Source organism: Blastococcus goldschmidtiae, from assembly GCF_031845325.1.
Taxonomy (GTDB): Bacteria; Actinomycetota; Actinomycetes; order Mycobacteriales; family Geodermatophilaceae; genus Blastococcus; species Blastococcus goldschmidtiae.
In genome coordinates, this window is record NZ_JAVREI010000005.1 from 1 (window position 1) to 23806 (window position 23806).

At 71.7% G+C, this 23806-nt stretch carries 21 protein-coding genes; 11 read left to right on the forward strand and 10 right to left on the reverse strand.

Annotated features, from left to right (window positions below; translation table 11 throughout):
- The 7 genes from RM425_RS09300 to RM425_RS09330 form a co-directional block, all read left to right on the forward strand.
- On the forward strand, nucleotides 1-744 hold a 744-nt coding region (locus RM425_RS09300), incomplete at its 5' end, for a hypothetical protein (RefSeq protein WP_311344915.1).
- On the forward strand, nucleotides 737-1675 hold the full coding sequence (locus tag RM425_RS09305) for an NADH-quinone oxidoreductase subunit H (RefSeq protein WP_311344916.1): 939 nt from the start codon (nucleotides 737-739) through the stop codon (nucleotides 1673-1675). The genes RM425_RS09300 and RM425_RS09305, both read left to right, overlap by 8 nt.
- A gap of 10 nt (nucleotides 1676-1685) precedes the next feature.
- Nucleotides 1686-2267 (forward strand): NADH-quinone oxidoreductase subunit J, encoded by a 582-nt coding sequence (locus RM425_RS09310; RefSeq protein ID WP_311344917.1) that lies wholly within the window; start codon nucleotides 1686-1688, stop codon nucleotides 2265-2267.
- Complete coding sequence (locus RM425_RS09315) at nucleotides 2264-2581, forward strand: NADH-quinone oxidoreductase subunit NuoK (protein WP_311344918.1); 318 nt, start codon at nucleotides 2264-2266, stop codon at nucleotides 2579-2581. The genes RM425_RS09310 and RM425_RS09315 overlap by 4 nt, the downstream gene beginning before the upstream one ends.
- The gene (locus RM425_RS09320) at nucleotides 2578-4515 is read left to right on the forward strand and encodes a proton-conducting transporter transmembrane domain-containing protein (RefSeq protein WP_311344919.1); all 1938 of its coding nucleotides are present in this window, start codon (nucleotides 2578-2580) and stop codon (nucleotides 4513-4515) included. The genes RM425_RS09315 and RM425_RS09320 overlap by 4 nt, the downstream gene beginning before the upstream one ends.
- Before the next feature lie 2 nt (nucleotides 4516-4517).
- Nucleotides 4518-6116 (forward strand): complex I subunit 4 family protein, encoded by a 1599-nt coding sequence (locus tag RM425_RS09325; protein WP_311344920.1) that lies wholly within the window; start codon nucleotides 4518-4520, stop codon nucleotides 6114-6116.
- A gap of 5 nt (nucleotides 6117-6121) precedes the next feature.
- Complete coding sequence (locus RM425_RS09330) at nucleotides 6122-7585, forward strand: NADH-quinone oxidoreductase subunit N (protein ID WP_311345109.1); 1464 nt, start codon at nucleotides 6122-6124, stop codon at nucleotides 7583-7585.
- 201 nt (nucleotides 7586-7786) lie between these two features.
- On the opposite strand, the gene RM425_RS09335 is transcribed toward RM425_RS09330, so the two are convergent.
- The 5 genes from RM425_RS09335 to resB all read right to left on the reverse strand — a co-directional run bounded on the left by RM425_RS09335 (nucleotide 7787) and on the right by resB (nucleotide 13198).
- Nucleotides 7787-8665, reverse strand: a complete 879-nt coding sequence (locus RM425_RS09335; RefSeq protein WP_311344921.1) for a cytochrome c biogenesis CcdA family protein — start codon at nucleotides 8663-8665, stop codon at nucleotides 7787-7789.
- Nucleotides 8662-9255, reverse strand: a complete 594-nt coding sequence (locus RM425_RS09340; RefSeq protein ID WP_311344922.1) for a TlpA family protein disulfide reductase — start codon at nucleotides 9253-9255, stop codon at nucleotides 8662-8664. Before RM425_RS09340 ends, RM425_RS09335 begins: the two co-directional genes overlap by 4 nt.
- A 543-nt stretch (nucleotides 9256-9798) precedes the next feature.
- Nucleotides 9799-11340 (reverse strand): apolipoprotein N-acyltransferase, encoded by a 1542-nt coding sequence (gene lnt / locus RM425_RS09345; RefSeq protein ID WP_311344923.1) that lies wholly within the window; start codon nucleotides 11338-11340, stop codon nucleotides 9799-9801.
- Nucleotides 11337-11588, reverse strand: a complete 252-nt coding sequence (locus RM425_RS09350; RefSeq protein ID WP_311344924.1) for a hypothetical protein — start codon at nucleotides 11586-11588, stop codon at nucleotides 11337-11339. The genes lnt and RM425_RS09350 overlap by 4 nt, the downstream gene beginning before the upstream one ends.
- On the reverse strand, nucleotides 11585-13198 hold the full coding sequence (resB, locus tag RM425_RS09355; RefSeq protein ID WP_311344925.1) for a cytochrome c biogenesis protein ResB: 1614 nt from the start codon (nucleotides 13196-13198) through the stop codon (nucleotides 11585-11587). Before resB ends, RM425_RS09350 begins: the two co-directional genes overlap by 4 nt.
- Before the next feature lie 503 nt (nucleotides 13199-13701).
- Here resB and ccsB point away from each other — a divergent pair.
- From ccsB to RM425_RS09375, 4 genes are all read left to right on the forward strand, one after another.
- Nucleotides 13702-14694 carry a c-type cytochrome biogenesis protein CcsB gene (ccsB, locus tag RM425_RS09360; protein ID WP_311344926.1) on the forward strand — a complete coding sequence of 331 codons (993 nt, stop codon included), beginning with the start codon at nucleotides 13702-13704 and terminating at the stop codon, nucleotides 14692-14694.
- Nucleotides 14695-15127: 433 nt separating this feature from the next.
- Nucleotides 15128-15529 (forward strand): ArsR/SmtB family transcription factor, encoded by a 402-nt coding sequence (locus RM425_RS09365; RefSeq protein WP_311344927.1) that lies wholly within the window; start codon nucleotides 15128-15130, stop codon nucleotides 15527-15529.
- The gene (locus RM425_RS09370) at nucleotides 15526-17490 is read left to right on the forward strand and encodes a heavy metal translocating P-type ATPase (protein WP_311344928.1); all 1965 of its coding nucleotides are present in this window, start codon (nucleotides 15526-15528) and stop codon (nucleotides 17488-17490) included. Before RM425_RS09365 ends, RM425_RS09370 begins: the two co-directional genes overlap by 4 nt.
- A gap of 86 nt (nucleotides 17491-17576) precedes the next feature.
- The gene (locus tag RM425_RS09375; RefSeq protein WP_396137036.1) at nucleotides 17577-18080 is read left to right on the forward strand and encodes a signal peptidase II; all 504 of its coding nucleotides are present in this window, start codon (nucleotides 17577-17579) and stop codon (nucleotides 18078-18080) included.
- A gap of 129 nt (nucleotides 18081-18209) precedes the next feature.
- Here RM425_RS09375 and RM425_RS09380 read toward each other — a convergent pair whose 3' ends face one another.
- The 5 genes from RM425_RS09380 to RM425_RS09400 form a co-directional block, all read right to left on the reverse strand.
- Nucleotides 18210-19184 carry a sodium:calcium antiporter gene (locus RM425_RS09380; RefSeq protein ID WP_311344930.1) on the reverse strand — a complete coding sequence of 325 codons (975 nt, stop codon included), beginning with the start codon at nucleotides 19182-19184 and terminating at the stop codon, nucleotides 18210-18212.
- Between the two features lie 967 nt (nucleotides 19185-20151).
- Nucleotides 20152-21483, reverse strand: coding sequence for a hypothetical protein (locus RM425_RS09385; RefSeq protein WP_311344931.1), 1332 nt, complete (start codon nucleotides 21481-21483; stop codon nucleotides 20152-20154).
- A gap of 123 nt (nucleotides 21484-21606) precedes the next feature.
- A complete protein-coding gene (locus tag RM425_RS09390; RefSeq protein ID WP_311344932.1) occupies nucleotides 21607-22260 on the reverse strand; it encodes an alpha/beta fold hydrolase in 654 nt (217 codons plus the stop codon).
- A 232-nt stretch (nucleotides 22261-22492) separates the two neighbouring features.
- Nucleotides 22493-22894 carry an ArsR/SmtB family transcription factor gene (locus tag RM425_RS09395; protein ID WP_311345110.1) on the reverse strand — a complete coding sequence of 134 codons (402 nt, stop codon included), beginning with the start codon at nucleotides 22892-22894 and terminating at the stop codon, nucleotides 22493-22495.
- A 90-nt stretch (nucleotides 22895-22984) separates the two neighbouring features.
- Complete coding sequence (locus RM425_RS09400) at nucleotides 22985-23602, reverse strand: class I SAM-dependent methyltransferase (protein ID WP_311344933.1); 618 nt, start codon at nucleotides 23600-23602, stop codon at nucleotides 22985-22987.
- Nucleotides 23603-23806: the final 204 nt, after the last annotated feature.

Below are 23806 nucleotides of genomic sequence, written 5' to 3' on the forward strand. Positions count from 1 at the left end.
GGCATGGACCACGGGAGTGGCCACGAGGGCATGGACCACGGGAGTGGCCACGAGGGCATGGACCACGGGAGTGGCCACGAGGGCATGGACCACGGGAGTGGCCACGAGGGCATGGACCACGGGAGTGAGGTCGCCGGCTTGCCCATGGCGATGACGGGCCCGGATCGGGACGGGCTCGAACTCGACGTCCTCAAGGTGGCGCTCGGGCCGGTGCTGCCGGGCTGGCCGACGGGTCTGGTGTTGCGGGCGGACCTGCAGGGTGACGTCCTCACTTCCGCAGAGCTGGCCTGGCTCGATGCCGGCACCCTCCCGGCCGTAGAAGCGGATCACCACCCCCAGGGGGCGGCGCTGGACCGGCTCGCCCGCTTCCTGGACGTGGCCGGCTGGCCGACCGCCGCCCGCGATGCGCGTCGCGCCCGGGACGGGATGGCCGAGGAAGCCAGCCGAGCTGAGGCGCAACGGCTCGCCGAGGCCGTGGCGCGGCGGGTGAGCCGGTCGCGGACCTTGGCGTGGACGGCCGGCGGCATCGGGAGGCGCGGGTCCGGGGGAGACGCCCTGGACCGGGTCAGGCGTTGGTGCGACATGGCGTCGGGGCAGCCGGTCGAGGACGTGCCCGCAACGTCATTGGACGACGTCGCGGCCCTGGTGGAGGGCGCGGAGATCGGGAGCGCGCGGCTGATCGTGGCCAGCCTCGACCTCCGCCCCGTGTCCGCGGTGTCGGCTCCGGAGCACCTGCATGCCTGAGCAGACTCTGGCGGAGGTGTGGGGGCTGGTCCCGGCGGTCCTCGGGGTCGTGGCGGTCGGACTGGTCCTGGGACTCGTGGTGGCGGCGGTCGACCGCGTCGTCGTCTTCGGCGCGTCGGGGGCCGCTGTCGAGCCGATCCGCTCGAGCGCGCGTCTGCTGGTCGAGCAGCGGCGGACGACTCTGGCGCCGGATCGGCTGCTGTGGCGGGTCGGCTGCACTGCCGTGCCGACGCTGGCGCTCCTCTCTCTGGCGGTGGTGCCCGTAGGCGGTCGGACGTTGTGGTCGACCAGCGCCGACCTCGTGTGGTTCAACGCCATGGAGGCGTTGCTGTGGGCGGCGGTGTGGCTGGTCGGCTGGGGCCCGAACGGGGTCCATGCGCTGACCGGGGGTTACCGGTTCCTCGCGCAGGGCTTGGCGTACGAGCTGCCGCTGATGTTCGCGCTGATCACGGCCGGTCTGGCAGCGAGTTCGCTGCGGGTGACGGACATTCTCGCCACGCAAGAGGATCTGTGGTTCGTGGTGACGATGCCGGTCGCTTTCGTCGTCTTCGTGGCCAGCGCCGCGGCCTTCGCCTTCTGGGGGCCGTTCGCCGCACCCGCCGGTCCGGACATCGCCGGCGGCGTCACCTCGGAACTGTCCGGAGTGGACCGGCTGCTGGTGGAGGCCGGTCGCGCCGTCTTCCTCGGCGCGAGCGCGGCCATGGCGGCGGTGCTCTTCCTCGGCGGCGACTCCGGCCCCTGGTTGCCCGGCCCGCTGTGGCACCTGCTGAAGACCCTGGCCGTCGTCGCTGCTCTGGTCTGGCTGGGACGACGGATGCCGGTGCTGCGGCCCGACCGCACGGTGGAGGTCGGCTGGATGGTCCTCGTCCCGCTGACGCTCCTGCAGGCGCTGGTCGTCGCCGTGCTCGTCCTGAACGGCTTCTACGCGTGAGGAGGAGCCGATGCTGACCGACCTCTCCGGCTGGGCGGTCACGGCCGTCGCCGTCCTCGGGGTCCTGTCGGTCGCCGCCGGGGTCGCCGTCTTCGTCGTCGACTCGATGGCACGGGCGACCTTCGCCCTGCTGGCGTCGTTTCTCGCCGTGGCGGGCATCCTGCTCGCCCTCGACCTGGTCTACCTGGCCGTCGTGACAGCGCTGATGATGACGATCGAGATGGCGATCATGGCCGTCTTCATGATCATGTTCATGATGAACCCGGCCGGGCTCATGCCGATGACGATGGTGCACAACGCCAAGGGCTCGGCCGGAACGGGTGCGGGTGCGTTCGTCGTCCTCGTCGTCGGCATCTGGACGATCGACTGGCCGACGCGGGACACCTCCCGCCCGGCCGACAGCACCCGCCAGCTCGGCGAGGCGATCATGGGAAGCCACATGCTCGTCATGCTGGTGATCGGCATCGGGCTGTTCACCACGATCCTGGCCGGCACCGTCCTGGCCACCGCGCGTGGCCGTTACGACCGTCTCGGCCCGGGGCTCGACGCCGAGCACCCGGACGACCCGGTGCCCGGGGGACTATCCCGATGACCGCCGAGCTGGTGCTGCAGATCGTGCTGACCGTCGCCGCGGGCCTGATCGGTGTCGGGCTCTTCGGGGCGTTGTCCCAGCAGACGATCGTCATGGTGATGATGGGCCTCGAGCTCGTCCTCAACGGTGTGCTGCTGGCCGGGGGAGCGGCCTGGTACTTCCTCGCGCCGGAGCTGCCCGACGCCCAGGTGCTGGTCGTCGTGGCACTGGTGGTCATGGCGGTGGAGATGGCCATGGGCTTCGCCGTCACCGTCGCCTTCTACCGAGCCCGGCAGCTCGACATGATCGACATGGCCTCGGACCTTCACGGATGAGCGCCGTCCTCGGTGCCCTGGTGCTGCTCCCCGCCCTGAGCGGGACCGCCTTGCTCGTCGCCGGGCGGGGGACCGACCGCGTCGCCGGTCCGCTGGCCGTGGCCGTCACCGCGGCCGGTGTGGCGCTGGCAGCGGTGGTGGCCGGCACCCGGCCGCGCCTGTCGGTGCCCTTCATCGGGATCGTCGAGGGTGGCGACCTGCGCCTCGTCGTCGACGGGCTCTCCGCCGTGCTGGTCCTGCTGGTCGCGGGGATCGCCCTGCTGGTCACCGTCTTCGCCATCGCGGATGTGCCGTCGGATGCCGCTCGGGGGCGGTTCTTCGGCTATCTGCTGCTATTCGTCGCGGCCATGCTGGCCACCGTCACCGCGGCCACGCTGCCCACGCTTCTGTTGGCGTGGGAGGTAATGGGTGCGACCTCCTACGCGCTCATCGGCTACCACTGGGAGGAGTCGGGCAAGCTGGCTGCCGGCACCCGGGCGTTCGTGACCACCCGGGCCGGGGACCTCGGCCTGTACGTCGCCGCCGGGGCGGCGCTGGCCGCGACCGGGAGCCTGGTGCTGGCCGACCTGGAGAGCGCGGACGGCGGCTGGGCGGACCTGGCCGCCGCCGGCGTGCTGGTCGCCGCACTCGGCAAGTCGGCGCAGCTGCCCTTCTCGGCCTGGCTCTCGGCCGCGATGCAGGGCCCGAGCCCGGTGAGCGCGCTGCTGCACTCGGCCACGATGGTCGCCGCCGGCGGATACCTGCTGATCCGGATGCAGCCGCTGCTCGCCGCGACCGGCTGGGCCGCGACGGCGGCGGCGTGGGCCGGAGCGCTGACGGCGCTGGTCCTGGGTGCGGTGGCTGTGGCGCAGACCGACCTCAAGCAGCTGCTCGCGGCCAGCACCGCCGCGCAGATCGGCTTCGTCGTCCTCGCCGCAGGGGTGGGTGCCACCGCTGGCGGCACCGCCCAGCTCGTCGCGCACGCCGCGGTCAAGGCCGGCCTGTTCGTCGCCGCCGGCGCCTGGCTCACCGCGCTCGGCACCAAGCAGCTGGCCGGTTTGCGTGGCGCCGCCCGTCGGGATCCGGGAATGGGAGCCGCGGCCACCGTCGCTGCCCTCGCTCTGGCCGGTGTGCCGCCGCTGTCGCTGTGGGCGACGAAGGACGAGGTACTCGCCGGTGTCGACGGAACGGCGCTGCACATCGTCGGCCTCGCCGCCGCCGCGGTCTCGGCGGTCTACGCCGGTCGGATCCTGGCCGTCGTCCTCGCCAGGCCGGCCGGGGACGAGGCGTTCGACGAGGAGGAGCCGGGCACCCGGCGCGTCCCGGCCCTGACCACGGTCGTCGCCGGCGTGCTGGCTGTGTTCGCCGCCGGGCTGGGTGTGCTCGCGCTGCCCGCCGTGGCAGAGCAACTCAAGGCGGTCCTGGGCGTGGAGGGGGAGCCGTCCCCGGGGCTGGGGGAGCTGCTGCTCTCCGGGGCGCTCGCGCTGGTGGCCCTGGGGCTGACCGTCGCCGTGGTCCGGGCCCGCCCTGCCGTCATGGAGCAGCTCTCCCGGGGTCCGCTCGCCTCGTGGGCCGGGCTGGGACGGCTGTTGTCGCCCCGGCCGGCCATGGCTGTCGCCCGCGCTCTGGCAGTGGTCGACGACAAGCTGATCGACCGGGCCGTCATGGGGGTGGCCGTCAGCGCGCGCCGGCTCGCTGGCGTGGCATCCCGGGCGGACGACAGCGTCCTGGACGGCGCGGTGTCCGGTGTCGCGGCCGCGACCCGCCGCACCGCGGCCGGGTCCGCGCGGATCGACACCGGCGTGGTGGACGGCCTCGTCCGTGCGACGGCGAGGGCCTTCCGCCGGGCGGGCAGCGCCGCCCGCCGCCCGCAGACCGGGCTGCTGCACCAGTACTACGCCCAGGCCGTCGTCGGTCTGGGGTTCCTGCTCGTCCTCCTGCTCGTGGTGAGGTAGTCGTGCTGCTGACCGTCGTGATCTTCCTGCCGTTGCTGGCTGCTGCTGTGCTGCTGGCGGTCCCGAGGATCCCCAGTCGCGCAGCGATCGGGGTGTGGGTGGCAGCCTCCGCCGTCGACCTGGCGCTGGTCGGCTGGATGTGGTGGCGCTTCGAGCCCGGCGAGGGCGCCTCGGGCGTCGTCGACGGCCTGGCTTACGAGGCCGACGTGCAGTGGATCCCGACCGTCGATGCTGGCTACCACGTCGGCGTGGACGGGCTCTCCCTGCCGCTGCTGGCCCTGACCGGGGTGCTGTTCCTGGCCTGCGCCATCTACTCACTCCGGGAGCCGGACCGGCCCCACACCTACGCCGCGCTGTTCCTCTTCCTGCAGACGGCTTGCATGGGCACGTTCGCCTCGCTGGACCTGATCCTGTTCTTCGCCTTCTTCGACCTGTCGATCGTCGGGATGTACTTCGTCATCGCCGGCTGGGGGCACGGCAACGCCCGGCGCAGCGCGCTGAAGTTCTTCCTCTACACCTTCATCGGGTCACTGGCCCTGCTCGTGGGCTTCATCGGGCTGTTCCTCGGCAGCGAGGAGCGCACCTTCGACATGGTGGCGCTGGCGGCGAACCCGCCGCTCGCGGACTCGCCGGTCGCCGGCGGCCTGGTCCTGCTGGCGATCGGCCTGGGGCTGGCGGTGAAGACGCCGCTGTTCCCGTTCCACACCTGGCTGCCCGACGCACACACCGACGCCCCCGCCGCCGGGTCCGCTGTCCTCGCCGGGATCCTGCTCAAGCTCGGCACCTACGGGTTCGTGCGGATCGCCATGCCGATCCTCCCCGACGCCTGGCAGCGGTGGGCCATGGTCGCCGTCGTCGTCGGGGTGATCAGCGTGCTGTGGGGCGCCTTCGTGGCGCTGGCCCAGACCGACGTCAAGCGGATGATCGCCTACACCTCGGTCAACCACATGGGCTACGTGCTACTCGGCCTCGGCGCGGCCGGCCTCGTCGCCTCCGCCGACGAGGGGGCGCGGACCGTGGCCACGGTCGGGGCGATGTACCAGATGGTCAGCCACGGCCTGCTCACCGGCGCGCTCTTCCTGCTCAGCGGCGTCCTGTGGTCCCGCGGGAACACCTACGCCTTCGACCGGTGGGGTGGGCTGGCCCGGCCGGCGCCGGTCTTCGCCGCCTGCTTCGCGGTCGCCGCGTTCGGCTCCCTGGGGCTGCCCGGTTTCTCCGGGTTCATCGCCGAGTTCCAGGTGTTCACCGGTGCGCTGCAGGCCGCGCCGGTGGCCACGGTGATCGCCGTCGTCGGCATCCTGGTCACCGCCGGGCTGTTCCTGCTGGCCCTGCAGCGGCTGTTCACCGGCGACACCGTCGTCCCGTCCGAGGCCGACCCCGACGAGACGGGGGAGGGCCCGGGTCCGGCGCAGGCGGACGGCGGGACGGCGACCGCCGTCCGGCCGCGGACTGTGTCCCGGATGCGGGACCTGCGTGGTCGCGAGGTGGCCTCGGTCGTCCCGCTGCTGGTACTCGCCCTGGTCCTGGGCCTGCTCCCGCGTGCCCTGCTGGACGTGCTGGAGCCGGCCGCCATGGCGGTGGTCGAGTTGGTGGGCCGGTGACCGGAATGTCCGGGGGCGGCGAGCGGGTGTTCGCTCTACTTCCCGAACTGCTCCTGCTTCTCGGCGCCGTCGGCGGCCTGCTGCTGGGCCTCTGGACGCCGCAGCACCGGCAGTGGCGGGTCCGGCTCATGGTCACCGCCGCCTGCCTGGCCAGTGCGATCGCCGCTGCCGTCGCGCTGTTCGAGCCGGCGGAGCGGGTGTTCGAGGGCACCTGGGTCGTCGACACCACCACCGGCGTCGTCCGGATCGTCGTCGCGCTTGGTGTGGCCGTCCTCGTCTGGCTCGCCTCGGCCTCGCTCGCCGGACACCCCCGGGAGACCGAGGCCTACGTCCTCATGCTGCTCGGTGGTCTGGGCAGCATCGCCCTGGCCGCCAGCGGCGATCTGCTGCTGCTCGTGGCCGCGTACCTGCTGGCCAGCGTCCCGCTGTACGCCCTTGCCGGCTTCGCCAAGGACTCCGCCGGCGTCGAAGCGACGATGAAGTACTACCTCATGGGTGCCTTCGTGGGCGTGCTGATGCTCGTCGGTGTCGCCGCCCTGGTGCTCGCCGCCGGTACGACCGGCTACCTCGACCTCGCCGCGCTGCTCCCGGAGGCATCGCCGGCGCTGCTCGCGGTGGGCGTCCTCGGCGTGCTCGCCGGGGTCGCCTTCAAGGCCGGGGCGGTCCCGGTGCACTTCTGGGTCCCTGACGTCACGGCCGGTACCACGCCGCCGATGGCGGCCTACATCACCACGATCCCGAAGATCGGCGCGGTCGCGGCGGCCTTCCGGCTGCTCGCCGAGCCCTTCGCCGACGTCCCGCTCGACGTGCCCCTGCTGGTCGCCGTCATCGCCGCAATCAGCATGACCCTGGGCAACCTGGCCGCGTTCAACCAGACAGACGTACTGCGGCTGCTGGCCTACTCCACGGTCAGTCAGGTCGGCTACCTGTTCATGGTCGTCGCCGTCGCCGCGCGCACCGATCTCGCCGTTCCGGCCTTGGCGATCTACCTGGCCGGATACGCGGTCACCAACATCGGCGCGTTCGCCGCCGTCGCGGCGGCCCCGGCGGCCCGCACGATCACCGACTGGGCGGCCGCGGTCGGACGCCACCGATGGCTCGTCGTCGGCCTCGTGGTCTGCCTGCTCGGTCTGGTCGGGACGCCACCCACCGCGGTCTTCCTCGGAAAGCTGGCAGTGTTCGTCGCCGCCTGGGATGGCGGGCTGGTCTGGCTGGTCGTCATCGCGGCGGTCAACACGGTGGCGAGCCTCTTCTACTACCTGCGCTGGATCGCCCCCGCGTTCGCCGGTGTTCCGGCAGCGCCGTCGCCGGGGAAGGGGGCTCCCGGGATCAGTTCGCGAACCATGGCTGCCACGGCACAGGAGGTCCGTCGCGGCCCGGTTGCCATCCTCCACGCGGCCGCCGTGCTATCAGTCCTCCTGGGCGTCGCCGCGGGGTTGTGGCTCGGTGGGGCCACCCACGCGATGTGAGTCCCGAGGGTGGCGATCGTCGGGACCCACGTCTGCGACAACGCTGGCTGACGCCGGTGGCTCGCACGACGGAGGCTTCGGAGTCGCGCGCCCCATGTCGCAGCCCGCTCTCTCGCAGGACGTCCGGGTGCCGGCGAGGCCAGCCCGTCGCTTTTCGCGGCATCCGTTCGGCCGGTGTCTCAAGAACGATTGCTGTGTGGATCACACCGAGGTCGTGCCGAGCCCGGTGGTGGCCAGCCATGCCCGCAGCCAGATCATCATGGCGTCCCACCAGCCGGTCAGCAGCAAAACCCCGAGAACGATGAGCAGCACCCCGCCGATACGCATGACCGTCTGGGCGTGCCGCCGGGCGAACGCGGAGAACCGCAATGCGCGTCGCGTCCCCAGGGCTACCAGAACGAAGGGGATGCCGAGGCCAAGGCAGTAGGCCAAACCCAGGATGGCGCCGCGCAGAGCCGAGGCCTCGGTGTAGGCCAACGTGTTCACTGCGGCGAGCGTCGGCCCCAGGCACGGGGTCCAGCCCAGGCCGAAGACGACGCCCAGAACCGGCGCGCCGGCCAGGCCGGCCGGTGGGCGGCGGTGGATGCGGCGTTCCCGCTGGAACCAGGTCAGGGCGCCGAGGAAGGACAACCCCATGGCGATGGTGACAACTCCGGCCACCCGGGTCAGAGTCGGCGCCCACTCGTAGAGCAGCCGGCCAAGGCCACCGAACAGGGCGCCGAAGGAGATGAACACCGCGCTGAAGCCGGCCACGAACAGCAGAGAGCCGGCCAGCAGCCGGCGGCGGCTGGCCACGGCAATCGTCCGGCTCGGAGTCGTCGCTCCACCAGTTGTCGGTGTGGAGGCGCCGACCGTAGCCGCGCCGGGAGCGCCTTCGAACGTGGCCATCGCCGTGGGGCGGTTCTCGGCGGTGACATCAGCGCCGGCCAGTCCGGCGACGTAGCCGACGTAGCCGGGAATGAGTGGCAGGCAGCAGGGAGAGGCGAAGCTGATCAGTCCGACGAGCGCGGCGACGGCCATGGCCAGCAGCAACGATCCGTCGGTGACGATGTCGGCGAAGGTGGCGCCGAGGTCGCTCACGCGGGTCCTTCCTCGAGTAACAGCTCGATAGCCGTGCGCAGGTCATCGCCGCTGACCGGGCCGGTGTAGACGGCGGCGACCCGACCCTGCCGGTCCAGCAGGATGGTGGAAGGGACCACGTTGGCCGGAAAGCCGCGGAAGGCCAGGGCCACCTCACCGCGAGGATCGAACAGCGACGGGTAAGTCGCGTCGACGCTGTCGATGAAGGCGATGGCCAGTTGGCGCTGGTCCTTGACATCGATACCGAGGAATTGCACGCCCTGGTCGGCGACGTCGGTGTAGACGGCTTGGAACTCTGGCGTCTCCACCCGACACGGTGGACACCACGAACCCCAGAAATTGATGACGGCGATGTCGCCGGTCAGGGAGGAAGACTCGAACTGGCTAGCGTCCAGCAGTTCACCATCGAAGGCGGGGGCCGGGGCGCGGGCCGCCTCGTCCAGCACGGTGGCCGGCGGCGTGGCGCCGGTGAACTCGTATTGCTGTCCGCGCGACGTCTCGTCGGTCTCGCTGGAGCAGCCAGCCAATGCCGCTGCGGTCGCCGCGGTCGCGGCCGCGAGCAGAGTCCTCCGGCTCAGCGAGGGGGCCACCGGCGGGAACCTCACCCGTCGCCTCGAACGTGCGCCGCCGAGGCGCCGGCACCAGCGGTTGCTTGCGGGCATGGCGGCACGGAGGCGGTCACGGCTGACGGCCAGGCATGGGACAACTAAGCACCTTAGTAGCGTACAAGCGCCAGGCACTCTGGGTCCCGAGGGTCATGCCCGCTGGCTTCGAGCAGGGATGACTGGACGCATCCGCAGCCGGAGGCCCGTGCGCCCGTCCAGCCAGGCCACCTGGCTGCTCTCCCCGCACCCGGCGGTCGCCTCAGCGGCGCGGCTCGCCGCAGTAGAGCGGTGGCGGCGTCGAGCCTTACCGACCTACGCGGTGAGAGCAGTCTGGCGGAGGTGCGGGCGGGCTCATTCGAGGACACCTGCGGATATCGCCGGCCCGGTGAAGCTGGTCAACGGTGTGATGCTTGCGGGCGGGCGTAGGCCGGGTGCGTGCTGCCGCGTCACCGTGGGGGAGCGTCGTCCGGTCAGCTTCCCGCCAGGACGCTGGGCCCAACTTGCCGTGGGAATCGCAGCGCTGCTCGGTCACGGGTCGGCCGCCCGGTCTCTCCGGTGTAGAACACGCATGGCCGGCCCGGCGATCAGAGCCAACGCGACAGCGAGCAGAACAGGGAGATCGCCGGTTCGGGCGTAGGGGGTGAGGCCGGTGCGGAGGGGAACCGTGGCTGTGAGGAGCTCGGGCGTGCCGAGTTCGCCCTGCTCGGCGATGCTGCCGTCGGGCAGCACGATCGCGGTGTAGCCGGTAGGCGCGGCCTGCAGTACGGCGCGATCCATCTCCCGGGCCCGCATCCGGGCGGCCGCCACCTCCGTGGCCGGCACCTCCTCTGTGGTGTACGAGGCTGCGTTGGTCGGTACCAGCAGGACCTGGCCGCCGGCCGTGACGGCGGCGCGGGCCCGGTCGGAGAAGAAGACCTCGTAGGAGATGACCACCCCTAGCGGCCCCGCAGGGGTGTTCAGCAGCCCGGGGCCACGGCCGGGGACGGCGTCCCGGGGGACGAGCGCGGTCATGTCGGACAGTTGCTCGAACAGCCCGCGGGCCGGGATGTACTCCCCGAACGGGACGCGGTGCACCTTCTCGTAGCGGTCCACGATGCGGCCGTCGGGGGCCCAGGCGACCGCGGCGTTGCGGAAGCTCGTTTCCCCGGACTCGGTGACCCCGGCGACGACGGTGGCGCCGGTGCGCCGTGCCAGTGCTGCGATCCGGTCGGCTTCGCGGGTGTCGGCTACCGGGCCGGTCACCCCGATGCTGCTCTCCGGCCACAGGACCAGGTCCAGGTCGGCTGGCAGGTTCTCGCTGACGTCGAACAGTCGCTCGGTGACCTCCTGCTCGTCGGCTTCGACGGCGGGGATCCCGCGCGGGCCGCCGCCCTGCACCACGGCGGTCCGCAGCTGGCCGGCCGGTGCGCCGCTCGGCTGGGCGAGGGCGACGCCGGCGGCGCTCACTGCGGCCACTGCCGCGACAAGCACCAGCATGCGGACCCGCCGGTGGGCCACGGCCAGCCCGGTCACTGCCGCTCCGGCAGCAGTGGTCAGCCCGACGACGAGGAAGGAGCCGCCGAGGGGCGCGGCCGCGGCGAAGGGGCCGTCGAGCTGCCCGAGGGCGATTCCCGGGAGGGGAAAACCGCCGAACGGGAATCGGGCGCGCACGGCTTCCAGGGCGACCAGCGCCGCCGGAACCGTCCACCAGCGCCCCCGTCCCGGATCGACCAGCAGCATGGCGCCGGCGAAGAGCGCGACTTCCAGCAGGAGGACGGCGGCGAAGCCGGCCGGGTGGAAGTCAATGAGCCAGGACAGGGTCGGCGCGAAGAATCCGAACCCGGCCACTGCGCCCAGGACCAGCCGCTGCCGCCACCGCCGACCGAGCAGCGCCCAGGTGAGGGCGGCGGCGCCGACCGGTGCCAGATACCACGCCGACCGCGGCGGCATGCTGCCCGCCAGCAGTGCCCCGGCGAGCACCCCGGCGAGTAGGCGCTGCCAGCCGGGCCGCCACCGGCCACCCCCGGCGTGGACCGTCGGTGCCTGTCCGCGCCCGGTGGCGCGGGCGGTCGTCTCCCCCGTCCGGGTCACGGCGCGGTCCCCCCGGCCACCAGCCGAGAAATGAACTCCTCGATCCGGGCCGCGTAGACCTCCCCGATCTGCCGGTCGACGACGCGGCCGTCAGCGGAATCGGCGCGGATGACCGGCAGCCCCGAAGAGGCCAGCTCGGTCAACAGTGCCTTGTCCTCGTCCACCACGCCGGGGGCGACCAGCGTGCTGGGCTCCTGGTCCATCTCCCGCCAGCGCCCTACGCCCTGGTGGACCACCTCGCGGGTCACCCGTTGCGCCGTTGCCTCGGCTGGCCCTCACCGAGCAGGCTGGCGGAGAGTCCGTGGAGTCGTTCGTTCACGTCGCCGCTGCCACCGCGTGCGAGTCCCGCGAGTGCGACCGTCGTGGACGGCTCGTCGCCGGAGTGGGGGATGCGCGAGCCGGTGATCCGGGCGAAGACCCGTTCTCGGCGCACCAGCAGGGTGGCCAGGAGTCCGAGCAGCATGGTGATCGCGCTAATGAGGACGCCGACTTGCCCCGGATCGTAAGAGACCTGCAGAGCCGCGAACTCCCGGAACCCGTCGAACCGGACCACGGTGCCGTCCTCGAACTCCGCGCTTTCCCCGACGCTCAGGTTGGCCTCGCCGATCCGGTTCAGTGCCCCCACGTCGATCTGGGTCTGATCCAGCGAGAACACCGACTGCGGGATACCGCTGTCCAGGCCCAGGTAGCCGCGGTAGCCGATGACGGCGACCTGCGGGTTGAGCGGCCGCGCGTCGACCGACGTCAGGACGCCACCCTGGACCACCCCGGTCGGGGCGAAGAATCCCTCCAGGGCGAAGCCGTCGTCGGAGCCGTCCCCGAGGTCGGGCAACTTCACCACGCCCTCGCTGGCGAACGTCGCGCTGTCCCGGGGTAGGAACGGCGCCGAGAGCTCCTCGAAGACCTGACCGTCCGGCAGCGTCACGGTGAACAGGGGCGTGAAGCCGTGCCCGGTCACGTACAGGCGATCGCCGTCGGAGCGAAAGGGGTCGTTGACTCCGATCGTCGTCTGTTCCGTGGGGGCTCCCGGATCGGCCTGAACGCCGATGTCGGCGGAGAATGAGGCCGGCATGCCGTTGAGCTCATACGTGGCGCGGAAGTCCTGCAGGTCGAAGCAGAGCGGCGTCAGGGTGTCCGGATCGACCATCGGCCCAGCGACGTACCGGTCGTACTGCTGGAAGGAGTTGCAGAAGCCGTCGCCCTCGGTGACCAGGATGCTGCCCTCGTAGCCCCACAGCTTGCCGCCCGCCAGCGCCACCAGCAGCGCCAGGAGCGAGAGGTGGAACACGAGGTTGCCGGTCTCCTTGACGCGACCGCGCTCGGCCGAGATCTCCACGCCGGCGGAGGTGCGGTTTCGGGTCACCCGGAACCGCGTCGACCGCAGGTGGGCCTCGACCCGCTCGGCCGCAGCCTCCGCGGGCAGCGACACCTCCTCGGCGGCGTGAACCGGGAGCCGGTGCAGATGCCGAGGCACGGGCGGCGGATCGGCCCGTAGAGCCCGGAGGTGCTCGATGCAGCGCGGCACCAGGCACCCGATCAGCGAGACGAACAGCAGGAGGTAGATCGCCGAGAACCACGGGCTGGAGAAGACGTCGAACATCCCCAACGTGTCGAGGACAGGCGCCAGGTCGGGGTTCTCCCGGAAGAACCCTGCTACCGCGCTGGGGGTGAGCGACCGCTGCGGAAACAGCGAGCCGGGCACAGCCGCCAGCGCCAGCAGGAACAGCAGCACGACCGCCGTCCGCATGCTGGTCAACCACCGCCACCGGCGCAGCCACCACCGCCCGAGCCGACGCAGCAGCGGGCCACGAGGGGCGGTGGCCGGAGGTCCTACCGGCCGCGTCTGCACATCGGTCACGGGATCCTCGCTACGGCCTGGCTGCGGGCAGACGCCGTCGAACACGCCTGGGCACTCGGGTGCTTGCTCACGGCGGCTCCTTCAAGCGGGTTCCCTGCGCCGGCGCCAGGTCGCTGCTGGCCCGGACCAGGCGTCGTCAGTCGGCCGGTGGAGGGCAGGGTGGGCTGGCTGAATAGCTGGCTCGACACGCTACTGGGCTGCTTAGTAGATGTCCGGGACCGGGTTGTCGTGCTCAAGTCGACGCAACGCGGGTGGGGTCGCGCAGAGCGGTCCTGTCTGTGCCCTCGCGGCGCGCGGTAGTCGGGCTTGGGTCCCATCCCCGAGAAAGCTACTATCCCGGTTAGGAGCAAGCCGCGGGGATGGGCAGGTTCAGCGAAGGCGGTGCCAGGTGTCGTTGGCGAGTTTGCGGCCAAGGTGCCCAGTCGGTTGCCGAGTCTCGACCGGCGAGCCCCTTGCGGTCGACTTCGCTCATCAGCGCCACCCGATTCCAGGAAGGACCTCGTGTGACACCCGATGCGCTGTCCGCATTGTCGGACTCGCTGTTCAGTGCCGCGATCGCCGTCTACTCGGTGGCGGTGGTGCTGTTCAGCGCCGAGTTGGCCTTCGGGCGCCGCGGCGCCCGGCTGGCCGAACGTCGCCCCTCGACCGTCGCTCGCGTCGGCGCTCCCGCCCCCGGCGACGAGCCCCGACGCGCCGAGGACCCCTCGTTGGTGAGGGAGCACGTCGCATCGACCCGCCGCTGGGGTCTCGCCGGCCTCGTTCTGACCGGGGGCGGCGCGCTCCTCCACGCCGGCGTGCTCGTCACCCGCAGCGCCGCCACCGGTCGGGTGCCCTGGGGCAACATGTACGAGTTCGGGACCGCGTCAGTGCTCGTCGGGGTCGTGGCCTATCTCGTGGTGGCCGTGCGGGTGCCCGGGGTGCGTCGCATCGGCGCGTTCGTCCTCGGGCTTGCCGTCTTCAGTCTCGTCCTGATCGGCCTCTACCTCTATGCCGCCGCGGGCCCGCTGATCGCCGCGCTGCGCTCGGACTGGCTCGTGGTGCACGTCTCCGCGGCGATCCTGTCCTTCGGAATCTTCATGGTCAGCGGCGTGGCCAGCGCCCTCTACCTCGTCAGAATTCGTCACGACAAGCGGTTCCCGGCGGACGACCTGCGGTCGACCGGCCTCGCCGTGAAGCTGCCTGCCGCCGCCGTGCTCGACCGGGTCGCGCACCGCACGGCGATCTTCGGCTTCCCTATCTGGACCTTCGCCGTCATCGCCGGAGCGATCTGGGCCGAGAGCGCCTGGGGTCGGTTCTGGGGCTGGGATCCCAAGGAGACGTGGGCCTTCATCTCCTGGGCGCTCTATGCTGCCTACCTTCATGCTCGCAGCACCGCCGGATGGCGGGGTCAGCCCGCCGCCTGGATCAACCTGCTCGCCTTCGCCAGCCTCGTCTTCAACCTCCTCTTCGTGAACCTCGTCTCGACCGGCCTGCACTCCTACGGCGGCGTCGACTGAGACGCCGCTGGTCCGGCGGACCTCGCCTCTGCTACACAGGCGTCACGGCTCCATGAACGCTGTCCCCACCCGGGCGTAGGTGATACTGCTGGCCCAGTAGGCCGAGATCGGCCGACCCGGGCTGAGGCACTGAGCAGAGCGGCGAGGGCGCGCCGAGCCCGGTGCAAGGGGCCGGCGGTTGCGGCCGAGCCCAGCGATGTCTCAGCGGCCACCCCCGCGGTGGCTCCCTACCACTCGTCCGGCCGGCTCGCCGGCGCACGGGCGAGGGTCGGCGTCTGTGACCGACGTCGAGCTTGCCGGAAGAAGCCGACCTGCCGAAGGAGAGCAGTTCGAGGACGCAGCGACGGTGAGTAGAGGCAGTCGTTGCCGCGGATCCGTTCCCGGCCGAGGAGCGCCTCCTTGTCCCACCACAGAATCGCGCTATCATCGCCGCGTGACGATCCGTTCTGCGCCAGCCGAAGTCGCCTCGCGAGCACCCTTGGCGCCGGCGGCGGCGTTGTTCCACGGCCTGGGTGACTCCGCCCGCCTCGCGGTGCTGCGGCGCCTCGCCGACGGCGAGGCCCGAGTGGTCGATCTTGTTGCGGAGCTCGGCCTGGCGCAGTCCACGGTATCGGCGCACCTGGCCTGCCTGAGGGACTGCGGCCTGGTCGACTCCCGCCCGAAGGGCCGGGCCTCGGTCTACTCCCTGACTCACCCTGAGCTGCTCGACCTGTTCACCACGGCGGAAACACTGCTCGCCGCCACCGGCAACGCGGTCGTCCTGTGCGCCGGCATCGGCGGTCCCCGAGCGGAGCTCCGACCCACCACCATCCACGACGAGGAGAGCATCCGATGAGCGACGCCTGCGGCTGCAGCGACGACGAAACGACCCCGGCCGGCAAGGAGTCCGAGGAGCACGAAGCCGAACGGCTCTGGCAGGTCCGGGAACTGCAGGCCGCGGCGGTCGCCGGCGTGCTTCTGGTCGGTGCACTCTTCGCCGGAGGCGCCGACCGGCCCGGCCTGCAGCTCGGCCTCGAGGTGGCCGCCCTGGCGGTCGGGGCCTGGACCTTCGTTCCCTCCACGCTGCGCCGGCTGGCCAAGGGCAAGATCGGCGTCGGCACGCTCATGACGATCGCCGCGGTCGGGGCGGTGCTGCTCGGCGAGGTCGGCGAGGCCGCGATGCTGGCCTTCCTGTACTCGATCAGCGAGGGCCTCGAGGAGTACTCGCTGGCCAAGACCCGCCGCGGGCTGCGGGCGCTGCTGTCTCTGGTGCCCGAGCAGGCGACCGTCCTGCGCGGCGGAGTGGAGCAGGTCGTGACCCCCGCCGAGCTGCGCGTCGGCGACATTATGGTGGTCAAGCCCGGCGAGCGGATCGCCACCGACGGCGTCATCGGCAGCGGGCGTACCGCTCTGGACGTGTCGGCGATCACCGGTGAATCCGTGCCGGTGGAGGCCGGGCCGGGTGACGAGGTCTTCGCCGGGTCGATCAACGGCACCGGCGTGCTGGAGGTGCGGGTCGCCACCACCGCCGAGGACAACTCGCTGGCCCGCATCGTGCGGATCGTGGAGGCCGAGCAGTCCCGCAAGGGCGAGGCCCAGCGCCTGGCCGACCGGATCGCCAAGCCGCTGGTGCCCGGCGTGATGATCGCTGCCGCGGCCATTGCCGCGATCGGCAGCCTGCTCGGTGATCCCCTCGTCTGGATCGAGCGCGCCCTGGTTGTGCTGGTCGCAGCCTCTCCGTGCGCGCTGGCCATCTCCGTGCCGGTCACTGTCGTCGCCGCGGTGGGCGCCGCCAGTCGCCTGGGCGTGCTGGTCAAGGGCGGCGCCGCGCTGGAGGGCCTCGGCGCGATCCGCGGGGTCGCGCTGGACAAGACCGGCACGCTGACCCGCAACCGTCCCGCCGTGGTGAAGGTGGCGGCCGCCACCGGGGTGACCCGGGAGCAGGTGCTGGACGTCGCCGCGGCGCTGGAGGCCCGCAGCGAGCATCCTCTTGCCCGGGCGATCCTGGCCGCGGTTCCCGGCGTCACACCGGCCGACGACGTCGAGGCCGTCGTCGGGGCCGGGCTGGTCGGACGGGTGGGCGGCCGCCCGGCGCGGCTGGGCCGTCCCGGCTGGATCGAGGCCGGCGTGCTCGCCGACGACGTGCAGCGGATGCAGCACACAGGCGCGACCGCGGTGCTCATCGAGGTCGACGGGCAGCTCATCGGTGCGGTCGCCGTGCGCGACGAGCTGCGCCCGGAGGCCGCCGAGGTCGTCGCTCAGCTGCGCCGGGACGGTTACACCGTGGCCATGCTGACCGGCGACAACACCGCCACCGCCACTGCCCTGGCCCGGGAGGTGGGCATCGAGCAGGTGCACGCGGAGCTGCGCCCGGAGGACAAGGCGCGCCTGGTCGCCGAGCTGCGTGGTCAGCGGCGCACCGCGATGGTCGGTGACGGCGTCAACGACGCCCCCGCGCTCGCCACCGCCGACCTGGGGATCGCGATGGGCGCGATGGGCACCGACGTGGCCATCGAGACCGCTGATGTCGCGCTCATGGGCGAGGACCTGCGGCACCTGCCGCAGGCCTTCGGCCACGCCCGCCGGGCCCGCCGGATCATGCTGCAGAACGTCGCCCTGTCCCTGGCGATCGTGATCGGCCTGATGCCGCTGGCGCTGTTCGGCGTCCTCGGCCTGGCCGCCGTCGTGCTCGTCCACGAGGTCGCCGAGATCTTCGTCATCGCCAACGGCGTGCGCGCCGGCCGAACCAAGCCGCTGGCCCCGGTGTCCACCGCGCCGGCGCCGGCGCCCGTCGAGTTGACCGGCGCCGTCCGGTGACCGGGGCCACGGGCTCCGGTCCCGGGCGGGTCCGGCCGGTCCGTCGACGACTGTGGGTGGCGGCGGCTGCGGCAGGAGTTGCGGCGGTGGACCTCACCGCGAAGGCCTGGGCGCAGAGCCACCTGTCGGCGACCGGGATGGAGCTCGGACCGGTGGACCTGCGGCTGGGCTACAACCCGGGTGTCGCATTCTCCCTGGGCGCCGATGCTCCCGCCTGGCTGATCATCGCCGTCACCGCCACGATCACCGCCGCGGTGGCCGTGTTCGCTTGGCTCACGGCTTCCCGGGGGAGCCGCGGCCAGCTGGCTGCGCTGGCCCTCATCCTCGGCGGCGCGGTGGCCAACCTCGCCGACCGCGCCGCGGACGGCGTGGTCACCGACTATCTGCACACCGGCTGGTGGCCGACGTTCAACCTCGCGGACACCGCGATCGTCACCGGTGGCCTGCTGTTCGCGCTCACCACCTGGCGCAGCGACGAGGGGGAGTCGCGGACTGCCGCTCGACGCGGGGCTGAGGGATCGGCCGTCGAATCAGGGCCGGCTTCCGCCCCACCCCCCAGCCCCCGCGGCTCGACGCTGAGCGGCGAATGAGCCGCGCCCGAAAGACGACGGATCCGGGGCCGGCGGCGCAGCCCTTTCCGAGGAGTTCAGGGCATGGCTACCACGCCGAGGACCTGGAGAAGCTCCTTCACCATCCTCCAGGGCTCAGCGGACAGCCGGCTACGTGACCACGAGCATGAACCCGACCACTGCGATGTAGACCACAACGGCCACCCCGAAGACCAGTACGTCCCGAAAGAGCAGGGCGTACTGATCACCCTGCTTGTGGCGCCGGCTGAGGACGGCGAACAGGATGGGCATGAGTGCGACGAAGCCCATGACGACGAGGACGATCGGATAGTTGTCCACGGACACGCCGACGATCGCGAGCGGGAGCACCGCGAGCGTGAAGGTCATGGCGTGGTCGGCGAACACGCTGGTGACTCCGCTGGTCACCTGACCGCTGCGGACCACCGACCAGGTGGTGAACACCTGCGGCAGCGCGGTCATGAACGCCGTGATGAACAGACCGCTGACCAGGGGCTGCAGCCCGAGGGTGGACCCGATCTGCCGGGTTCCGGTCACCAGGATGTAGGAGCCCACCGCGAGGACGGCAACGCCGGCGACCGCGCGCAGCGTTTGCTTCGTCGACCAGGAGACCTCGCCACGCTGACCGCCACGCCCGCGTAGCAGCGCCTGGGTGAGGAAGGCGACGTACACCAGAACCGCGATCACGCCATCGATGAGCTGCAGGCCTCGCCACGGAGCGGGCAGGATCAGCAGCGCGAACACGGCCACGATGGCGAGGTAGGGCAGGGCGTCGACGAGCACCGAGTTCTTCTCGACCGTCAAGTCGTCTGACTGTTCGGTGTCCTGCTTCGAACGGTTCTTCCGGTAGGCAGCGAACGCGACGGCCACGGTGATCGGAATCGATACAACTGTCGAACCGAGCATGCTGCCCAAGCCGATCGAGGCGGCTCCGGTCACGGCGCTCACGGTGTTGATCCCGACATCGGGGCTGGCGCTGCCCAAGGCGACGAGCGGCCCACCGGCCGCGCCGGTAAAGCCGTACCGGCGGCGCACTGCCTTGAGTGGCGCAGCGAGCTGCTCGGCGCCCCACCGCGTGACGAATGCCGCGACGACCAACGCGGGCACCCATAGCCAGACCATGTTTTCTCCGTTCGCCGTCCCACCAAGGGCAGACCATCAACTACTGCAAGAGCGTCACGCTTGAGGTACGTCGGGGCGAGCTCGCGTGTCGGCGGGTGCCCCGCCCCGACCTGCAGTCGTCATGGCTGGTGACCGACTGATTGCGGCGGGCTGTTCCCGTGTTGTGATCCGGGCACCGGCGCTCAGCGTCCGGGACTGAGGATGGGGCTCGTGACTGACAGCCTGCGGGACTTGAAGGGCCGGATGGTGCTACTAAGGCCTGTAGTAGTCGTGAGGGCGGTGAGACAAACCCCGCCGAGGAAGTCCGTCACCGACTTTTCACGAGAGGACGGGCGAGGAGGACTTGCGACTCGGCACCCCCGGAGGTCTCACCGCGTGGGCAGTGCACCCGCGGGACGACGTCGCTGTGCGCCCGGGGCACATGGCGCCGTCGAGGCGGATGGTGGGATCCCGCCGCGCAAGCTCCAGCAAGCGCCCGCCCGCCAGAAGCGCACATCTCCACGACGGCTTGTAGACCAAGCGCTGCTGTCGGGATCGAGTCCAAATCGGGAGGAAGCGCGAAGCGTGGCGGTCACGGCGGTGCGATGAACGGCCCTCCGTTTGTGGGGGGTGGCGGTCGGGGTGTCGTGGCCTTGTCATCGCGTCGTGGACTTCAGTGCTGACCGGTAGCCCTTCGAGGAAGTTGTCGATGTCGGCATAGCGGAGACCGAGAACCTCCTCGTCGGGACAGCTGAGTGTTCCGGGACTCCAGGTCGGCCGTCGCAGGTCTCGCTGATGATGCGCTCGGGCACGCCGAGGAGGGCGGCGAGCCCCCGTGCCCGGCGTTCGGTCACCGCGGCGGTCGGATTGGCGTCGCCCCCCGCCGCCGAACTTGGTGAAGAAGCCGGTGACGGCGTCCTTCGGGACATGATTGAAGGGGCTGGTCCCGCCGTCATGAGCCGGCGAGATCGCCCTACGGACGCGCTACCGCGACACGCGGCGCAGCTCCGAGGCCGGTGAGTATGTCTGCCACGCCCAGTGGCGACCACGAAGCAGCGGCCGTCGGCAGCGACCGGAGCGCGGACGTGTAGCGGACGAAGGCGGTGAAGTCGGCGGGAAAGGCGTCGGCGTCGACGCCGAGCAGCCGTCCGCGTCGCCGCGCACGTGCGGCCAGGGCTTCCCATGACCGGGCGTCGACCTGGCCGCGCGATGGAACGCCGTTGCTGAACAGCAGGATGTCGACATCCTCGTAGGTCGCGCGGTCGAGATACTCGGCGAGGTCCGCCGCGGCACTGCGCACCGGAAAGAAGGTCCAGAACGGTACCGAGGCGGTGGTGAGGGTCCGCCAGGGATCGTGCACGATGAAGGAACTCACCAGCAGCCGCTGCGCCGGCTGGCCGCGCTGCCGCAGCCAGTCGCGGAAGATGTCGGCGACCCCCGCCGCCGGGTCCTGCGGGTGGCCGTAGCTCACCTCGACCACCGGATGCCCGTTCCGCCTCGCCCAGCCGCGGATGTCGTCACCGAGGGCCTCGGCGAACCCCCACTCGGCCTCCGCGGCGGCCTCGTCGGTGCCGGGCGCCGCGGGCTCGGCCGCGTACTCCTCGGCGGACATGCCGCCCTGCGCGCCGTACTGGAAGACGTGCCGTGATCCCACCCGGGTGACCGGCCACGACGACCGGTCACGCACGATGATCACCGGCGCGCCCGGCTCCAGCCTCTCCGTCAGCAAGGCCTGATACGCCCGCGGAAGGACGTGCCACTTCACCCGGAAGTACGCCATCTGGGAGGCGCTGAGCGCGTCCTGGTTCGAATCGTGCATGTGGTGCAACTCGATCGTCGGATTGCGTTCCAGCAGCGCCGGCGCGTGCCGGGCGCCGAACTCGAGCGCCGCGGCGACGTCGCGCGGATCGGCCCCAGGCCTGCGGACGGGCACCAGCAGGGTCTGCGGGAGCCAGGGCAGACCAGCGGCGGCCGCCAGATGGGACAGCGCCCCGTTCGACGAGCCGAGCAGCACCGCCGGATAGCGCCGCGACGGATAGTGCACGGTGATCCACTCCGCGACCTGCTCGAGGTCGACCTGGTCGAGCCGATCGGGCGGAACACCCTCCCGGCCGCTGACGAACGCGTAGACCCGCCGCCGCAAACCCAACGGCAGCAGCGCGCTGGCGCGGACCAGAGGGACCTTGAAGCGGGACTGGCCCAGGTACGGGAAGTCCCGGCCGTCGAGGGCTCGTGCCAGGGCCGTCAGAAACGCGCTGGCGGAGTCGAAGGAGGCGACGGCCTTCTCCGGCGGTACGCCGGTCACCGGAGACCCCGGGAGAGGGCGCACCCGTCGCCGGCTCCATCACGGTTGCCGGTCACCGCCTGCGGGCTTCCCTGTGTCGCGGTTGCGCGTCTCATCGTTTCCCGGCTCCGTTCCTGACGCAGTTCAGGGAACCGCTGAGGCGGCTCGAATGGCGAGACGGTGCAACGGCTCTGACCACGCGTGCGGATCGAGCCAGACGAAGGCGTGCGCGCCCGGCACCGTGACGTGGTCGCCGTTCGGCGTGGAGCCGGCCAGGTCCCGTACCCAGCTTTCCCTGCTCAGCCGGTCCTGTTCGCCGCGGATGACCAGCACCGGCACGTGCAGGCGCGCGACCTGCTCCTCGGGCCGGTCGGCGAGATGCACCTTGATCAGGTGAGCGATCCCGCGCGGTCCGGCGCGCTTCCACTCCGGCACGTGGTTGGCCTCCAGGCCGGGCGACGGCGATCGCGCGTCCAGGCGCCAGCGAAACAGCAACCTGGGTATGGACCGCGCCATCGGGTCGACGGTGGGGCTGGCCAAGCCGACTCCGGCCACCCGCTCAGGGCACAGCACCCCTGTCCACGCCGCCACCTGCGTGCCACTCGAATGCCCCACGACCACGGCGCGGTCGAGCCCCGCGGCCTCGAGCCAGTGCGCGACCGTCTCGCCGTAACCCTGCACGTTCAGGTAGCGGGTCGGCTCGCCGCTGCCGGCGTAGCCGGGCAGATCGAACAGGTGCACCTCGGTCCACTCACCGAGCGCGGCACAGGCCGGCAGCAGGTAGTCCGACACCGCCATGCCCTGCACGACGACGACCGGCGGGACGTTCGGGCGCCGACGGCCGAGCACCCGGGTGCGGACGCGGCCCTCGGGCAGGTCGGTGTACCGAAGCAGCATTTCGGGAGGCAGCGAGGGGGGCGTCGGCACGTGGGCTCCTACCCGGCGCACGCGGACGGGTCGCCGTGGCGCTCCACTGTGTGGGTCGGCCGGTCCGTCCCGGTCCGGATCGGCGCGCCGGCGGGCCGCATGGTCAGTCCACTCGGGGCCGGCGCCGGGCGGCGGAGCCGTAGGTGGGACACAGGTCGACGGCGTCGCCGGTCTCGGCCAGGAGCCGCTCGGCTGCCCCGAGGAGCTCCATCAGGTGCGGTTCGGTCGCAAGAGAAAACATCGACGCCCGGCCCTGTGGCCGGGACGTCACCAGGCCGCAGTCGCGGAGGCAGGCGAGATGCGCGGACACGGTCGACTGAGCCAGGCCCAAATGTGCCGTGAGGTCCACGACCCGGTGCTCGCCTGCGGCGAGATGGCGCAGGATCGCCAGCCGAGCCGGATCGGAGAGGCTGTGGAACAGCGAGGCGGCCGGGGACAGAGCCCGCGCCTCATTGACCGCGAGGCCAGAAGAGGCGTCGGGGGACGCCTGCGGCTGCGCTTTCATCGACACCAGACGATGTTAGGTGCTGTGCGTCGAGCGCGGCAACCAGCGCCGGTCTGACGTAGCGGGACCGGGGGACGCGCGGGGGCTTTCTCACGCGACCCGGTCGGCCACCCCGAGCACGTAGTGACCTCGGATCCGGGTCCGCCATCGTCGGCCGACGGCGAGGCCACGCCGCTCCAGCTCGGCGACGAACTCGGCAGCGGTGAACCGGTTCTGGGTGGGGTGGTCGAAGAGCCACCGATAGCCCCGGGTGGCCAGCGCATCGGCGGTGACCTCGTCGAAGTAGAAGCGGCCGCCGGGTCGCAACACTCGCGCGACGTCGCCGACTGCCGCCTGCCAGTCATCCACGTGGTGCAAGATGCCGAAGTCGAACACCGCGTCGTAGCTGCCGTCGGCTGCGTCGAGCGCCCGTCGCAGGTCGGTGACGTCCCCGACTGCCAGCCGGACTCGCTCGCCGTGCCGGGCCAGCCGGCGCCGCGCCCGGTCGACCATCGCAGGATCGAGATCCACTGCGTCCACGCGGTCGGCGCCGAACCGCTCGAGGATGAGCTCGGTGCCGTAGCCCGCGCCGCAGCCCAGCTCGAGGGCTCGCGCCCCCGGCGCCAGCTGCCCGCCCAGCCGCAGAAGAGCAGGGGCCTCGTACCACCGCTGCAGCGCCCGCCGGGCACCGCTGTTCATGAGGATCGTCTCCACGCGGTTCATGAGCATGCGGACCACTCCATCGCCTAGGCTCGTCGGCATCGTCGATGACCGATGAATAACAGTCGTAGGGGGTCTTGTCCAGCGAAGCGGCGGCCTGGCCCGGTCGCAGTCGCCATCGCGCGCGCCGTCCGGGTGGAATAACGCCCGAGAGTGCTAGCATCGTTCGGAAGCGATGCCGCAGGCCTCGGTGAGGCTGCCCTGGTCGGACGG